The following is a 16402-nucleotide window of genomic DNA, read 5'->3' on the forward strand; positions in this document are numbered from 1 at the left end:
GCCGGTCAATCGTTGCTGCTAGGTTTTGTCCCAGAAGCGACCGGGGGAAATGCGATGATCCTGCAAAACTGGCAGTGGATGTTTGTCTACCCGGCGGTCGTTCTGGCCATCATGGAGACCCTCTGGATCGTCTCCCGGAAACGACCCGGATTCGGGCACCGGACCGCAATCGTGATCAGCCTCCTCGTCCGGCTCATCTACCTGGTCTGGCGGGTGCTCTTCACTATTCCGACGGATGCGTGGTGGAACACGGCTACCGGTTTGGTATTGCTGGCTGTCGAGGTCATCGGTTTTGCCCAGTCCGTGACGGTCTATGCGACCTTGTGGCGGCCGCACGCCGGAGTCAGTGTGCCGCTGCCACCGGCGGACAAACTCCCCAGCGTCGACGTATTCATCGCAACCTACAACGAACCCGTGTCCATGCTCCGCATGACGATCGCCGGTGCTGTGAGCATGCGCTACCCACGCGATGCCGTACGAATTTACGTGTGCGACGACGGCGGACGAGACGAAGTGCGTCAGCTGGCCGAGCAATACGGGGCAACCCACATCACCAGGGAGGACCACGCGCATGCCAAGGCCGGCAACCTGAACAACGCGCTCGGTCTGAGCGAAGGCGAATTGATCGTGACCCTGGACGCAGACATGGTGCCACGACCCGATTTCCTGGAACACACCGTGGGCCGTTTTCAGGACGAGAGACTGGGATTCGTCCAGTCACCGCAGGCGTTCTACAACGAGGACCCGTTTCAGTACAACCTCTTTTCCGGCAAGGCCCTGCCGAACGAGCAGGACTTCTTCATGCGCACCCTCCAGGGCGGCAAGTCCCGATTCAACGCCGTGATGTATGTCGGAAGCAACACCGTCTTCCGACGCACGGCGCTCGAGACGGTCGGAGGATTCGCGGTCGGCGTGATCACTGAAGACCTCGCCACCGGCATGCTCATCCAGGCGGCGAAGTACCGGACCGAGTTCGTGCCGGAGATCATCGCCGCAGGTCTGGCCCCCGAGAATCTTGCCGACATGCTCAAGCAGCGCGACCGGTGGTGTCGCGGGAATATCCAGACCGCTCGAAAGTGGAACCCGTTGACGCTGCCGGGTCTCACTCCCATGCAACGGTGGTTGTATTCCGACGCGGTCGTGTACTGGTACTTCGGCGTCTTCAAGCTGATCTACATCCTGGCGCCCATCCTGTTCCTGCTATTCGGAGTCACCGCACTGGACACGAGCGTGGAGGCTCTGATCGTGTTCTGGCTCCCGTCGTACCTCTGCGTCACGATGTGCTTCGTCATCGTCGTCGGCCGGCGACGGAGCCACTCGTGGAGCAACATCTACGAGTTGGCGCTAACCCCCGCCATCGCCTTCTCCGCCGCGGCCGAAACACTCGGACTGAAGGTCAAGGCGTTCAACGTCACACCCAAGGGGGTCGGCTTGCAGCGGCAGGTATTCCACTGGCGGATCGCGCTCCCCCACCTGGTTTTGCTGGTGCTCTCGGCAATCGGCCTGCTCAACGCTCTTGTCTTTTCTCCACAGCTCGCCGGCACCGCCGCTCTGTTCATCAATGTCTTCTGGTGCCTGTATTTCGTTGTCGGCCTGGCATTGTCGGTCGCCCTCTGTGTGGAGCGCCCCCGTCTGCGGTCGGCCGAGCGCACACGCATGGGGACGATGGTGACCGCCGAATTCCAGCGAATCGGGAGTCACCCGGGAGTCCTTGTCGATCTCAGTCTCACGGGTGCGCGGGTTACGATTCCCTGGTCCGATCGGCTGGAACCTGACGTATTCGCCTCGCAGACCGCCGCGGTCACCGCTCTGCGGCTACCTGACATCGGAGCCGTGCGCGGAACCGGAAGCTGGATAGCCACCACGCCTCAAGGAGTCAGCGTCGGCTTTCGGTTTGATCCGCTCACTCCGGAGCAGACCGTGGAATTGGTGCGTGTAATCACCGAGTCACCGAATTGGGTCCGAGGAGACGAGGAGGAGAAGGCACTCCTCGTAACCGCAGGTTGGCGGGCAGTGCGCGGAGCCTCCCGCACCCTCGCGCCCTGGCGACGGTCCCAGGTGCGGGTAGCCAGCGGCGCCCAGGCCATCTTGCACCCTGTTGCCTCGGTGGAGATCGAATCGGCCCTCCAACGGGCACGGAAGAGATCGACCGAACGTGCCGTCGGTGGTCTGACCGACGGTTCCCAGGGCGCCGTCGTCGTACAGGTCGCTGACCAGCCATCGCCCTCGGACCCCACAACGCTCACCGCAGTGGTCGAAGACATCGGTTTCGGCGGCTGTCGGCTCTCGATGCGCCACCGCCTGCAACCGGGATCGCTCGTCATTGTTGAGATCCCCGGAAGCCTGGCGATTCCTGAGGGGGCCGAGGTGCGCTGGGTCAAGCGTCGCGGTTTACGGTTTGAGGCCGGCCTGCAGTTCGACCGGTCGGCCCCAAACCACGACTGACCGTCCGCGTCGGCGTGCGCCCGGTCGACCGGGCGGAGACGATCAGTCGCCGAAGAACACGTTCGGCGATGCCGCCGGTGCGGGCTTCGAGAACAGGTAGCCCTGGCCGTACCGGCAGCCCATCTCGGTCAGGAGGTCTCGCTGACCGGTGGTCTCGATGCCTTCCGCGACGACGTCGAGGTTGAGGGAATCGGCCAGGCGAAGGATGCCCTCGACGATCGCCCGGTCGTGCTCGGAGCGTTCGAGGTCGCGGATGAAGGTGAGGTCGATCTTCAGCAGGTCCACGGTGAACGCCTTCAGGTGGGTGAAGGAGGAATAGCCGGTGCCGAAGTCGTCGATGGCCAGCCGCACCCCGAGGGAGCGCAGTTCCTGGAAGGTGCGGGCGGCGGAGTCGATCGCATCGAGCACGGCGCTCTCGGTCAGTTCCAGCCAGAGCTGGTCCGGCGGGAGTCCGCTCTCCGCGAGAGCCCGTTTCACGACGGCCCCGAAGTCGTTCTGCACGAACTGCCGCGGTGACACGTTCACACTGACGGCCATGCGCCCGTCGAGGGAGGCGGCGGCCTGGCAGGCCTGGCCGAGCACCGTGGTGCCGATCCCCATGATCAGGCCGACCTCCTCGGCGATCGCGATGAACTCCCCTGGCGAGACCAGGCCCCGGTCTGGTCGCCGCCACCGGGCGAGCGCCTCGGTGGCCACGACGGTGCGCTGCTGCAGGTCGACGATCGGCTGGTACCAGGTCTCGATCTCGCCCAGCTCCACGGCGTCACGCAGCGCCAGTTCGGTATCGAGACGGCGCTCGATCCTCCCGCGCAGGTCGTCGTCGAAAACCTCGTAGCGTGCCCTTCCGCGGCCCTTCGCCAGGTACATGGCCTGGTCGGCGTTCCGGAGCAGCGACTCGGCGTCGTCGTGGCCGAGACCGAAGGCGATGCCGATGCTGGCGTCGACGGATGCGACCTGGTCGCCGACCAGAATCGGCTCGGCGATGGCCTTTTGCAGCGCCTCGGCGATCTTGTGCACGTCCCTGTTGTTGCCGACATCCGGGCAGATCACGACGAACTCGTCGCCGCCGATGCGGGAGACCGTGTCGGTTGAGCGCGCGTTCATCCGCAGCCGAATGCCGACCTCGGTCAGCACGGCGTCACCGGCGTGATGGCCGAGGCTGTCATTGACGAACTTGAACCGGTCGAGGTCGATGAAGAGCACAGCGACGCCCTGTCCATGACCTGACGCCTGCAGGAGGGCCTGGTTGAGCCGGTCGAGAAGCAGCAGGCGGTTGGGCAGATTGGTCAGGGGATCGTGGAAGGCAAGGTGTTCCACGCGCGCCTCGGCCAGCCGGCGGGCGGTGATGTCCTCCAGTTGGTAGAGGAGCCCCCCGGCCGACTCGCCCTCGTTGATCTCGGCGATGCTGACCTTGACCCACGTTTCCTCCTCCTCGTCGCCGCGCCGCATCCGCCGGTCCATCCGCTGCCGGGTGGACGGCCCGTCGGCGAGGCTGAGTCGATCGCCGCCGCCGGCTCCGGCCGGCATGAAGATCTCGTCGATGTGCCCTTTGACCACGGATGTCGCTCGACCTGCGAGGTCGAAGAGCCGCTTGTTCGCCTCCAGCACCTCTCCGTCGAGGGAGACGATCGCCGTGCCGAGCGGCGAGGAGGCGAAGGCCGCCTCGAAGCGTGCTCGCGCTGCTGCGGCCGCTTCCTCGGCGTTGCGAAGATCGGTGATGTCGGTCACGGTGGCCAGGTGTCCGGTGACGGTCTCGGGGTCCAGGCCGTGGATCGGCGCGGTGCTGACCTGAACCCAGCGCACCTGGCCCTGCGGGGTGCGGAAGCGCAGGGTGGTTTCGTAGATTGTGCCGGCGGCGACGACAGCGCCCCACTCCGCGGACACCCGATCGCTGTCGTCGGGGTGCATCGCCTTCGCCCACCCGTCCCCCAGAGACTCGTGGAGGGTCAGACCGCTCAGGGCCAGCCACTGGTCGTTCGCGGTGAGGAGCCCTCCCTCGGAGTCCAGCTCTACGATGCCGACGGGGGCGATCTTGATGAAGGTGTGGAGCTTGTCGGCGACTTCGCCGAGTTCCCGGGTGCGGCAGCCAACAGCCTCCTCGAGGGTGTGGTTGACCTCGGCCAGGGCCTGCATGGCTTCGTTGCGTTGCCGGTCGAGTTCCCTGAGTCTCCGGGCCGCGATCCACATCAGCGCGACACCCAGCACCGTCATGCTCGAAATCAGGATGGCAACGCCGAACACCGTGTCGTACAGACCCTGGTGCTGACCCCACAGCCGCAACCAGCCGAGGAGGAAAGGGCCGAGAATGAGGAACGGCACGGCACGGCGCATCAGCTGCCCCGCGCTGCCCTGATCGCGAAGCAATCCCACCAGGCCCACCGTGGGCTGCTGGAGCAGCACGGCCACCGACAGGATGGCGATGCTCAACGCCGTGTGCAGTGCGATGCTCGTGAACCCGGCCACGGTGTAGAGGGACGACACGCCATAGGCATAGCCCAGGAGGGCAATCAGGCTGATCAGCAGGGAGGCATGCGCGAAGACCTGCACCAGGGTGGTGCGGGCCTGTCGCACGGCGATCACGGCCGTGCCGAGGAGGATCAGCCCCACCGCGGAGAGCGGCGCCATCCGCGGGTCCTGGCCGGCCAGGTCGATCCCCGGCACCCACCCGGCGATGCCGAACGTGGACCCGAGCGCGTACCCGACCAGGGTCGCAAGTGCGAGGGCGACCGTGACGGCGGCCAGGCTCACGGCCGCCCACCGATGCGCGAGCCCGACGGAAAGTGACAAAACGATCAGGGCGACGGCGGTGATCGGCTTCATCGGCGCGAGATGCGGCAGCACGGTCGTCAACGCGGCGGTGCCGGTGTACCAGCCGATCAGGACGATGAGTCCGACAGCCCCGACGAAGGCCGCGCCGATCCGACTTGCCAAACCCATGGTGCTCCCAGCTCGCGATGGGCGAGAATGCCGCCACCAGTAGAAGAATACGGGGTTCCGGCATCCTCGCCGTCCCTCGCCACGGATTCCTCTGTCGTGGCGGTCTCGGGAGGCGTAGGATCACCTCTATATGCGATAGTCACCGCCCACCGATCCGAGGAAAGCCCGGTCGGGGGACGAGGAGTTCCAGTCCGCCACTGCGTTCGTCGCCACCGCGGCCGGCACTCCCACTCGGAAGCAGGCGCCAGCGGTCGGCCGAGACGGCGTGGGTCCGCGGCTGGGGCCCCACGGCGCTCTTCCTGTTCGGCCCGTTCCTTCATCGATGAGAAGGGATTCTCACATGTTCAAGGAAGTACACACGGTATTGCCCGCGGCAGATCTCAAGCGCGCGCAGTCCTTCTATCACGACGCTCTCGACCTCGACCCTGCCGAGGTTCATCAGGGCGTTCTCGTCTACCGCCTGGATTCCGGCCAGGCCTTTGAAATCTATGAGACGAGCAATGCCGGAACCGCCAAGAACACCCAGATGGGTTGGGTGACCGACGATCTCGACAGTGAGATGACGAGGTTGCGGGCCCGCGGAGTGGTCTTCGAGGACTACGACATTCCCGGCATGAAGACCGTCAACGGGGTCGCGACTACGGACGAGATGAAGTCCGCCTGGTTCCGCGACACCGAGGGCAACTTCATCTGCGTCTCCGAGATGCTCTGACGTCAACCGGCCCGACCGGCCGCCTGGATGGCGCTTCGGCACCATCCAGGCGCGGACGGCAAGGCAATGTCAGAGTGCGCGCAACGGGAGGTACACGGAGTTGCCCAAGCGGGTGAATTCGGCCGATTTCTCGGCCATACCCGACTCGATGGCTGCCGCGCTGGTGAGGCCGTTCTCTTCGGCGTAAGCACGAACATCCGCTGAAATGCGCATTGAGCAGAATTTCGGCCCACACATGGAGCAGAAGTGCGCCGTCTTCGCCGGCTCGGCGGGGAGCGTTTCGTCGTGGAAGCTGCGGGCGGTGTCCGGGTCGAGTGACAACGCGAACTGGTCATTCCACCGGAATTCGAACCGGGCCAGGCTGAGCGCGTCGTCACGTTGCTGTGCCCTCGGATGCTGCTTGGCCAGATCTGCGGCATGGGCGGCGATCTTGTAGGTGATCACTCCGGTCTTGACATCGTCGCGGTTCGGCAAACCGAGATGTTCCTTGGGCGTCACGTAACAGAGCATGGCGGTGCCGGCCTGGGCGATGATGGCCGCGCCGATCGCGGAGGTGATGTGGTCGTAGGCCGGGGCGATGTCGGTGGCGAGCGGACCCAGCGTGTAAAAGGGAGCCTCTTCGCAGAGTTCCTCCTCGAGCCGGACGTTCTCGACGATCTTGTGCATCGGCACATGACCGGGGCCTTCGATCATCACCTGCACGCCGTAGGACTTGGCGACCTTCGTCAGCTCGCCCAGGGTGCGCAGTTCGGCGAACTGTGCCTCGTCGTTCGCGTCGGCGATGGACCCGGGCCGAAGTCCGTCACCGAGCGAGAAGGTCACGTCATAGCGGCGCAGGATCTCACAGAGCTCGACGAAGTGCGTATAGAGGAAGCTTTCCTTGTGGTGGGCGAGGCACCAGGCCGCCATGATGGACCCGCCGCGGGACACGATCCCGGTGACGCGCTTGGCCGTGAGCGGCACATACCGGAGCAGAACCCCGGCGTGCACGGTCATGTAGTCGACGCCCTGTTCGCACTGCTCGATCACCGTGTCGCGGTAGAGCTCCCAGGTGAGCGCCGTCGGGTCGCCGTTGACCTTCTCCAGTGCCTGGTAAATCGGCACCGTGCCGACGGGAATGGGCGAGTTGCGGAGGACCCATTCCCGGGTGAGGTGGATGTCCTTGCCGGTGGACAGGTCCATCAGAGTGTCCGCTCCCCACCGGGCGGCCCACACCATCTTCTCCACCTCTTCCCCGACCGACGACGTGACCGCGGAGTTGCCGATGTTGGCGTTGATCTTGACCGCAAATGCCTTGCCGATGATCATCGGCTCGCTCTCCGGGTGCCGGTGGTTCGCCGGGATGACGGCGCGGCCGCGAGCGACCTCATCTCGCACAAGTTCGACCGGTAGGCCTTCCCTGGCTGCCTCGTATGCCATTTCCGGAGTGACGAGTCCGGCTCGCGCCCAGACGAGCTGGGTGGCCGCCCCGTCGATGGGCGCCGGCCGGATCCAGCGGTCCCTGGTCTTCGCCAGACCCGCGTCCAGGTCGATTTCCGCGCTCTCGTCGGTGTACGGGCCCGACGTGTCGTAGAGATCGAAGTGCTCTCCGTTGCTCAGGTTCACCCGGCGAACCGGGGTGGCCATTCCCGGGAATCCGGGAACTGATTCGTGCCTCTTCGTGCTGCCCCAGACGGCTCCTGTGGTGACAGTGGACATGGCTATAGCGTCGTTCGTGCTCATTCGGCAGATCTCCCTACGCCGGCATTACCCGGACAGGTTCAACGGTCGACGGCCCCGGCCGTCCTCTCAGCTCGCTGGTGCGAGCTCCCGTGGTGATGTGTTGACTCCACCACCCTATCCGCGAATCGGACGCCGGCGAACTGTCCGGCTACGCCCCGGCCCAGACGTTGGCGATGATGTCGTGGGTGTAACCGTCGGGGCCCGAGTTGACGTAGTGGGTCGCCAGCCAGATCCCGTCCCGGACGAAGTGCGACTCACCGGAGGTGCCGGCATCCCCGCTGGTCTCGGTGACGCAGCGCAGCCCGCCGAGCTCCTCGTAACAGGTCATCCCGGCGGCGGCGAGGCGCGCCTTCACGGCCGCGCTCTGCTCCGCGGTGACCCAGACCAGGTTCGTGGTGAGCCCGCTGTCGGAGCCGCCCTTCGGGTTTCCCCAGACGCAGGTGAGCTTGTCGGCCGTGTCGATGACCGTGCTGAGTTCGGCATCCGCTGTGCCGTGCCGCACTTCGGAGTCCGCCGCTTCGGTCCAGGCCGGGTTGAGCACCGCCGTGCCGAATGCCGCCACCATCGCCGGGCTGTAGAGTTCGCCGCAGGTCGACGGATGCGGCCCGGCCGGGGTGGCCGCCGGGGCAGGCGCCGCGGCCAGGGCCACCGGCGCCGGGGTCTTGCTCGGTTGGGGGCGGGCGCCCGCGGCAGCGTCACCGGGCAGGCCGGCGCCGCCGCGCCAGACGATGAGCAGCACGACGAGGGTCACGACCAGCGCCGAGCCGATAGCGCCGAGCAGGAACCAGAGCCGGCGCCGGGCGCGCGGTGGAGCGGACGGAGCTGGTGCGGTCATTGGCGAACCCCCTGGCAGATTGGGGCCAGCCTATCGGGCACGGTGGTCTCGACAGGCTCGATCACCGGGCGGGTCCGATGATCGGCCATTGGGCTCGTCGAAATCACCGGGGCTCAACGACGGATGGCCCCCTGCCGAAGCAGGGGGCCATCCGTCGTACCTAGCGAATGCTAGTTGTAGGTGCCGGGCGTGAAGTCGTCCGACGAGAAGCTGTCGAAGTCGACGAAGCTCAGGTCACCCTCGTTGAACGTCGCATCATCGGTGAAGATGCGGTTCGGGTAACGCTCAGCCTTGGCTTCATCCGTTGCCTCGACAGTGACGTCGCGGTAGCGGGGAAGACCGGTGCCGGCCGGGATCAGCTTTCCGATGATCACGTTCTCCTTGAGGCCCATCAGCGGATCGCTCTTGCCTTCCATGGCCGCCTGGGTCAGAACCCGGGTGGTTTCCTGGAAGGAAGCGGCCGACAGCCACGACTCGGTGGCCAGCGAAGCCTTGGTGATACCCATGACTTCCTGACGAGCCGAAGCCGTCTTCTTGCCCTCGGTGAGCGCGGTGCGGTTCAGCTCGTTGTACTTGAGCCGGTCGACCAGCTCGCCGGGGAGCAGGCCGGTGTCGCCGTGCTCGACGACGGTGACCTTGCGAAGCATCTGGCGAACGATGACCTCGATGTGCTTGTCGTGAATCGGCACACCCTGCGAACGGTAGACATCCTGCACGCCACCGACGATGTGCTTCTGCACAGCGCGAACACCCTTGACGCGAAGAACTTCCTTCGGGTCGACGGCGCCGATGATGATCTGCGTGCCGAGCTCGACGTGCTGGCCATCCTCGACAAGGAGGGTGGAGCGCTTGAGCACCGGGTAGGCGATCGGCTCGTCGCCGTTGTCGGGGGTCAGGATGACCTTCCGGCTGCGGTCGGTGTCCTCGATCGTGATGCGGCCCGCGGTGTCGACGATGGGCGACGCACCCTTAGGGGTACGAGCCTCGAAGAGCTCCTGGACGCGCGGCAGACCCTGGGTGATGTCGTCGGCGGATGCCGAACCACCGGTGTGGAAGGTACGCATGGTCAGCTGCGTGCCGGGCTCACCGATCGACTGCGCGGCGATGATGCCGACGGCCTCTCCGATGTCCACGAGCAGGCCGGTCGCGAGCGAACGGCCGTAGCAGACCGCACACACACCGACGGCGGACTCACAGGTGAGCACCGAGCGAACCTTGATGGTCTCGACGCCGGCCTCGACCAGCTTCTCGATGAGCACATCGCCCACGTCGTCACCGGCCTCCGCGACAACCTCGCCCTTGGCGTTGACCGCGGGTGCGGCCAGGCTGCGGGCGTAGACCGCGTTCTCCACGTTGGGGTGGCGAACGAGTTCTCCGAGCGGGTTGATCTCGGCGATCGGCAGCTCGAGGCCCTTGGTCGTCCCGCAGTCGTCTTCGCGGATGATGACATCCTGCGAGACGTCCACGAGACGACGGGTGAGGTAACCCGAGTCGGCGGTACGGAGAGCGGTGTCGGCCAGACCCTTGCGAGCACCGTGAGTAGCAATGAAGTACTCGGCGACGGACAGGCCTTCGCGGTAGCTCGAGATGATCGGGCGAGGGATGATCTCACCCTTCGGGTTGTTCACCAGGCCTCGCATGCCGGCGATGTTTCGCACCTGCAGCCAGTTACCACGAGCACCGGACGTGACCATGCGGTTGATGGTGTTGTCCTTGGGGAAGTTCTCCTGCATGGCCTTGGCAACGTCTTCCGTTGCCTTCGTCCAGATCTGGATGAGCTCCTGGCGACGCTCGAGGTCGGTCGTGAGACCCTTCTCGAACTGCGACTGCACCTTGGCGGCCTGCTTCTCGTAGCCGGCAACGATCTGCGGCTTGTTCGGCGGGGTCAGGATGTCACTGAGCGCCACGGTCACACCGGAGCGGGTTGCCCAGTAGAAACCGGCATCCTTCACGCGGTCGAGCGTTGCGGCCACTTCCACCTTGGGGTACCGCTCGGCGAGGTCGTTGACGATCGCCGAGAGGGTGCCCTTGTCGGCGACCTTCTCGAAGTACGCGTAGTCGACCGGCATGGCCTCGTTGAAGATGGCGCGTCCGAGGGACGTGGTCACCAGCACGGTGCCGACGGCCTGACCGCCCACCAGTTCGACGCCTTCAGGCTGCGTGCCCTCTTCGAAGTACTTGTCGGTCAGGCGGATGCGCACCTTGGCGTTCAGGTCGAGCGACTTCTGGTCGAAAGCGAGGATCGCTTCCGCGACAGAGGAGAACGCGCGCCCCTCGCCGATGACGCCTTCCTTGAGCGTGGTCAGGTGGTGCAGACCGATGATCATGTCCTGGGTGGGCAGGGTCACCGGGCGACCGTCTGACGGCTTCAGGATGTTGTTCGAGGCGAGCATGAGGATGCGCGCTTCGGCCTGGGCCTCCATCGACAGCGGCAGGTGCACAGCCATCTGGTCACCGTCGAAGTCGGCGTTGAACGCGGCACAGACGAGCGGGTGCAGCTGGATGGCCTTACCCTCGACGAGCTGCGGTTCGAACGCCTGGATGCCGAGGCGGTGAAGCGTCGGTGCACGGTTGAGCAGCACCGGACGCTCGCGGATGATCTCCTCGAGCACGTCCCAGACCTGCGGACGGCTGCGCTCGACCATGCGCTTGGCGGCCTTGATGTTCTGAGCGTGGCTCAGGTCGATCAGGCGCTTGATCACGAACGGCTTGAACAGCTCGAGTGCCATCTGCTTGGGCAGACCACACTGGTGCAGCTTGAGCTGCGGGCCGACGACGATGACCGAACGGCCGGAGTAGTCGACGCGCTTGCCGAGCAGGTTCTGGCGGAAACGACCCTGCTTGCCCTTGAGCATGTCGCTCAGTGACTTGAGGGCGCGGTTTCCGGTGCCCGTGACGGGGCGGCCACGACGACCGTTGTCGAAGAGCGCGTCAACGGCCTCCTGCAGCATCCGCTTCTCGTTGTTCACAATGATCTCGGGGGCACCGAGGTCAAGCAGACGACGCAGGCGGTTGTTGCGGTTGATCACACGACGGTAGAGGTCGTTGAGGTCGCTCGTTGCGAAACGGCCACCGTCGAGTTGCACCATCGGGCGCAGTTCGGGCGGGATGACCGGGACGACGTCGAGCACCATGGCGGCCGGCGAGTTGCCGGTCATGATGAACGCGTTGACCACGCGGAGACGCTTGATCGCACGGATCTTCTTCTGGCCCTTGCCCTCGGCGATCTGCAGGTGCAGGTTTTCGCTCTCGGTGACCAGGTCGAAGGCCAGCAGGCGTTTCTTGATGGCTTCGGCGCCCATGTAGGCCTCGAAGTACATGCCGAAGCGGTCCTGCAGCTCGTGGAAGACCGAGTCCTCAGGCTTGAGGTCGCCGACCTTGAGAGTGCGGAAGTCCTCCCACACACGCTCGAGGTGAGCGATCTGCTCGTCGAGGGACTTGCGGACCTGGCTCATCTCCTTTTCGGCGGCGTCCTTGGTGCGCTTCTTCTGGTCGCTCTTGGCGCCTTCGGCCTCCAGTGCTGCGAGGTCGGTTTCGAGGCGCTGCAGGCGGTCGGCGATCCGGGAATCGCGCTGGCCCTCGATGGTCTTGATTTCGAGGCGCAGCTCGTTCTCGAGGCCGGGCATGTCCTGGTGGCGGCCGTCTTCGTCGACCGTGATGACCATGTACGCCGCGAAGTAGATGACCTTTTCGAGGTCCTTCGGAGCCATGTCCAGCAGGTAGCCGAGACGGGAGGGGACACCCTTGAAGTACCAGATGTGGGTGACCGGGGCGGCGAGTTCGATGTGGCCCATGCGCTCACGGCGCACCGACGACTTCGTGACCTCTACGCCACAGCGCTCACAGACGATGCCTTTGAAGCGCACTCGCTTGTACTTGCCACAGGAGCACTCCCAGTCGCGGGACGGTCCGAAGATCTGCTCTCCGAACAGGCCGTCCTTTTCCGGCTTGAGCGTGCGGTAGTTGATGGTTTCGGGCTTCTTGACCTCACCGTGCGACCAGCGACGGATGTCGTCGGCGGTGGCCAGGCCAATGCGAAGCTCGTCAAATGTTGTTACGTCGAGCAATTTCTCTCCTTGGAAAGTTTTCGAAGTTTTCGTCAGTGGCCGGGCTTAGATGTCGTCGATGGACGACGACTCAAACCTGGTGGAAATGTTGATGCCCAGTTCCTCCGCTGCGCGGAAGACCTCGTCATCCGTGTCGCGCAGGCTGACTGCTGTTCCGTCGGACGAGAGAACCTCGACGTTCAGGCACAGCGACTGCATTTCCTTGATCAGAACCTTGAAGCTCTCCGGAATGCCGGGCTCCTGGATGTTCTCGCCCTTGACGATCGCCTCGTACACCTTCACGCGGCCGAGGATGTCATCCGACTTGATGGTCAGGAGTTCCTGCAGTGCGTAGGCGGCGCCGTATGCTTCGAGCGCCCACACCTCCATCTCACCGAAACGCTGTCCACCGAACTGCGCCTTACCACCCAGCGGCTGCTGGGTGATCATGGAGTAGGGGCCGGTGGAACGGGCGTGGATCTTGTCGTCGACAAGGTGGTGCAGCTTCAGGATGTACATGTAGCCCACGGAGACCGGGTTCGGGAACGGCTCGCCGGAGCGGCCGTCGAACAGCTGGGTCTTGCCGGAGCTGCCGATCAGGCGGTCGCCGTCGCGGGTCGGGGTCGTGGAGTCGAGAAGACCCTCGATCTCGACCTCGAGCGCGCCGTCGAACACCGGGGTCGCGACCTTGGTGTTCGGGGCTGCGCTGTGAGCCTGCTCGGGCAGACGGCCGGCCCACTTGGGCTTGCCTTCCACCTGCCAGCCCTGCTTGGCGATCCAACCCAGGTGGGTCTCGAGCACCTGGCCGAAGTTCATTCGACCGGGGATGCCCAGCGGGTTGAGGATGATGTCGACCGGGGTTCCGTCGGCGAGGAACGGCATGTCCTCGATCGGCAGGATGCGGGAAATGACACCCTTGTTGCCGTGACGGCCGGCGAGCTTGTCACCCTCAGTGATCTTGCGCTTCTGGGCGATGAAGACGGCCACGCGCTGGTTGACGCCCGAGCCGAGCTCGTCGTCGCCATCCTGCGAGTCGAAGACCTTGACGCCGATGATCGTGCCGCGCTCACCGTGGGGAACCTTGAGGCTCGTGTCGCGAACTTCGCGGCTCTTCTCGTTGAAGATCGCGCGGAGCAGGCGTTCCTCGGCGGAAAGCTCGGTCTCGCCCTTCGGCGTGACCTTGCCGACGAGGATGTCGCCGGGGCGAACCTCGGCGCCGATCCGGATGATGCCGCGCTCGTCCAGGTCTGCGAGCAGATCCGGGGAGACGTTCGGCAGGTCGCGGGTGATCTCTTCCTTGCCGAGCTTGGTGTCGCGGGCGTCGACCTCGTATTCCTCGATGTGAATCGAGGAGAGGGTGTCGTCCTTGACCAGGTTCTGGCTCAGGATGATCGCGTCCTCGAAGTTGTAACCCTCCCACGGCATGAACGCGACGAGCAGGTTCTTGCCGAGAGCGAGTTCTCCGTTTTCGGTGGCGGGGCCGTCGGCGATGACTTCGCCGACCTCGATCCGCTCGCCGGCCTGGACGATCACCCGGTGGTTGTAGCTCGTGCCCTGGTTGGAGCGCGCGAACTTGCGCAGGTAGTAGTCCTGGGTTCCACCCTCGTCGAGCTGGATGGTGACGACGTCAGCCGACACCTCCATGACGACGCCGGCCTTGTCGGCGGTGAGCACGTCACCGGCGTCAATGGCCGCGAAGACCTCCATGCCGGTTCCGACGAGCGGGCTCTCGCTCATCAGGAGCGGGACGGCCTGACGCTGCATGTTGGCACCCATGAGGGCGCGGTTCGCATCGTCGTGCTCGAGGAACGGGATCAGCGAGGTGGCGACGGACACCATCTGGCGGGGCGAGACATCCATGTAGCCGATGTCTTCTGCGGGGAAGAGGTCAACCTCTCCACCCTTCTTGCGGGCGAGCACGCGGGCCTCGGCGAAGTGCGAGTCCTTGGTGAGCGGCGCGTTGGCCTGGGCGACGATGTACTCGTCTTCCTCGCTTGCGGTGAGGTAGTCGATCTGGTCGTTGAGGACCTTGCCGTCGACGACGCGACGGTACGGGGTCTCGATGAAACCGAAGGCGTTGATCCGCGCGAACGAGGCGAGCGAACCGATCAGGCCGATGTTCGGGCCTTCCGGGGTTTCAATCGGGCACATGCGGCCGTAGTGCGAGGGGTGAACGTCTCGGACCTCGACGCCGGCACGGTCACGGGACAGACCACCCGGGCCCAGCGCGGAGAGCCGACGCTTGTGCGTGAGGCCTGCGAGCGGGTTGTTCTGGTCCATGAACTGGCTGAGCTGCGACGTGCCGAAGAACTCCTTGATCGCGGCGACGACGGGGCGCACGTTGATCAGGGTCTGCGGGGTGATCGCTTCGATGTCCTGCGTGGTCATCCGCTCGCGGACGACGCGCTCCATGCGGGACAGGCCGGTGCGCACCTGGTTCTGGATGAGCTCGCCGACGGCGCGGATACGACGGTTGCCGAAGTGGTCGATGTCGTCGATGTCGATGCGGATGTCGGTGGGCTTGCCGTCGCGGATCCCGGCGATCGTGGTCTGGTTGTCGTGGAGCGCAACCAGGTACTTGATCGTGGCCAGGATGTCCTGCAGGGTGAGCACGGAATCGCTGAGCGGGGCTTCGAGGCCGAGCTTGCGGTTGATCTTGTAACGACCGACCTTGGCCAGGTCGTAGCGCTTGGAGTTGAAGAAGAAGTTGTCCAGGAGCGCACGCGCGGCCTCGGCGGCCACCTGCTCGCCCGGACGGAGCTTGCGGTAGATGTCCTTGAGGGCTTCTTCCTTGGTGAGGATGTTGTCCTTTTCCAGGGTGAGCTCGATCGACGCGAAGCCCTTGAATTCCTCAAGGATCTCTTCGCTGGTCAGTCCGAGCGCCTTGAGGAAGACGGTCACGGACTGCTTGCGCTTGCGGTCGATGCGGACGCCGACCTGATCGCGCTTGTCGATCTCGAATTCGAGCCAGGCACCACGGCTCGGGATGACACGAGCGGAGTAGATGTCCTTGTCCGACGTCTTCTCCTGCTGGCGGTCGAAGTAGACACCCGGCGAGCGCACGAGCTGCGAGACGACGACACGCTCGGTGCCGTTGATCACGAAGGTGCCCTTGGGGGTCATCAGCGGGAAGTCGCCCATGAACACGGTCTGGGTCTTGATCTCACCTGTGAGGTGGTTCATGAACTCAGCGTTCACGTACAGCGGTGCGGAGTAGGTCTTACCCTTTTCCTTGCACTCGTCGATCGTGTACTTCTCCGGCTCGAGCTCCGGGTTGGTGAACGACAGCTGCATCGTTTCGCCCAGGTCCTCGATGGGGGAGATCTCTTCGAAGATCTCGTCGAGGCCGGTGCGAGTCGCCATGTCCTGACGGCCGGCCGCCTGGCCTTCCGCGACACGGGTCTTCCATTTGTCGTTGCCTACGAGCCAATCGAAGCTCTCGGTCTGCAAAGCAAGCAGATCCGGAACAGTCAGATTGTCGCTGATCTTTGCGAACGAAAGACGCCCAGCGGCGCGTCCGTTCTTGGGTGAGTTGGTGGTTGCGTTGCGCGCAGCAGCCAAGGAAATAACCTCCGTGGACCCCGTCAGGTCTAGTCACTGTTAGTAATGAATACCGAGTACGAACTCCACAGACCCTCCGTATATCTGAACCCGCTGATATAACTGAAACGAGGTATGCCTCAAGGTGGCTTGAGCACGCAAAGC

Annotated in this window: 7 protein-coding genes and 1 riboswitch; of the genes, 2 read left to right on the forward strand and 5 right to left on the reverse strand. The window is 64.8% G+C overall.

Annotated elements, in window-relative coordinates; all coding sequences use genetic code 11:
* The first annotated feature begins 54 nt into the window (after window positions 1-54).
* Window positions 55-2445 (forward strand): glycosyltransferase family 2 protein, encoded by a 2391-nt coding sequence (locus E3O32_RS07860; protein WP_134508283.1) that lies wholly within the window; start codon window positions 55-57, stop codon window positions 2443-2445.
* 42 nt (window positions 2446-2487) lie between these two features.
* Here the strand turns inward: E3O32_RS07860 and E3O32_RS07865 are convergent, their stop codons facing one another.
* Entirely contained in the window at window positions 2488-5382 is a 2895-nt protein-coding gene (locus tag E3O32_RS07865) for a putative bifunctional diguanylate cyclase/phosphodiesterase (protein WP_134508285.1), read from the reverse strand.
* A gap of 340 nt (window positions 5383-5722) precedes the next feature.
* On the opposite strand from E3O32_RS07865, the gene E3O32_RS07870 reads away from it, so the two are divergent.
* The gene (locus tag E3O32_RS07870; protein ID WP_241974701.1) at window positions 5723-6094 is read left to right on the forward strand and encodes a VOC family protein; all 372 of its coding nucleotides are present in this window, start codon (window positions 5723-5725) and stop codon (window positions 6092-6094) included.
* Between the two features lie 69 nt (window positions 6095-6163).
* Here E3O32_RS07870 and thiC read toward each other — a convergent pair whose 3' ends face one another.
* The 4 genes from thiC to rpoB all read right to left on the reverse strand — a co-directional run bounded on the left by thiC (window position 6164) and on the right by rpoB (window position 16258).
* Window positions 6164-7792 carry a phosphomethylpyrimidine synthase ThiC gene (gene thiC, locus E3O32_RS07875; protein ID WP_241974702.1) on the reverse strand — a complete coding sequence of 543 codons (1629 nt, stop codon included), beginning with the start codon at window positions 7790-7792 and terminating at the stop codon, window positions 6164-6166.
* 17 nt (window positions 7793-7809) lie between these two features.
* Window positions 7810-7917: riboswitch (TPP riboswitch) on the reverse strand.
* 47 nt (window positions 7918-7964) lie between these two features.
* The gene (locus tag E3O32_RS07880) at window positions 7965-8651 is read right to left on the reverse strand and encodes a hypothetical protein (protein ID WP_134508291.1); all 687 of its coding nucleotides are present in this window, start codon (window positions 8649-8651) and stop codon (window positions 7965-7967) included.
* A 170-nt stretch (window positions 8652-8821) separates the two neighbouring features.
* Entirely contained in the window at window positions 8822-12718 is a 3897-nt protein-coding gene (locus E3O32_RS07885; protein ID WP_134508293.1) for a DNA-directed RNA polymerase subunit beta', read from the reverse strand.
* 45 nt (window positions 12719-12763) lie between these two features.
* The gene (gene rpoB / locus E3O32_RS07890) at window positions 12764-16258 is read right to left on the reverse strand and encodes a DNA-directed RNA polymerase subunit beta (RefSeq protein WP_134508295.1); all 3495 of its coding nucleotides are present in this window, start codon (window positions 16256-16258) and stop codon (window positions 12764-12766) included.
* Window positions 16259-16402: the final 144 nt, after the last annotated feature.

It is taken from the genome of Cryobacterium mannosilyticum (genome assembly GCF_004402705.1).
GTDB lineage: Bacteria > Actinomycetota > Actinomycetes > Actinomycetales > Microbacteriaceae > Cryobacterium > Cryobacterium mannosilyticum.

What these genes read in the sequence shown, in the direction of transcription:
- E3O32_RS07860 (WP_134508283.1), top strand. Translation starts at nt 55, where the DNA reads ATGATCCTGCAAAACTGGCAGTGGATGTTTGTCTACCCGGCGGTCGTT.
- thiC (WP_241974702.1), bottom strand. Translation starts at nt 7,792, where the DNA reads ATGTCCACTGTCACCACAGGAGCCGTCTGGGGCAGCACGAAGAGGCAC.
- E3O32_RS07880 (WP_134508291.1), bottom strand. Translation starts at nt 8,651, where the DNA reads ATGACCGCACCAGCTCCGTCCGCTCCACCGCGCGCCCGGCGCCGGCTC.
- E3O32_RS07870 (WP_241974701.1), top strand. Translation starts at nt 5,723, where the DNA reads ATGTTCAAGGAAGTACACACGGTATTGCCCGCGGCAGATCTCAAGCGC.
- E3O32_RS07865 (WP_134508285.1), bottom strand. Translation starts at nt 5,382, where the DNA reads ATGGGTTTGGCAAGTCGGATCGGCGCGGCCTTCGTCGGGGCTGTCGGA.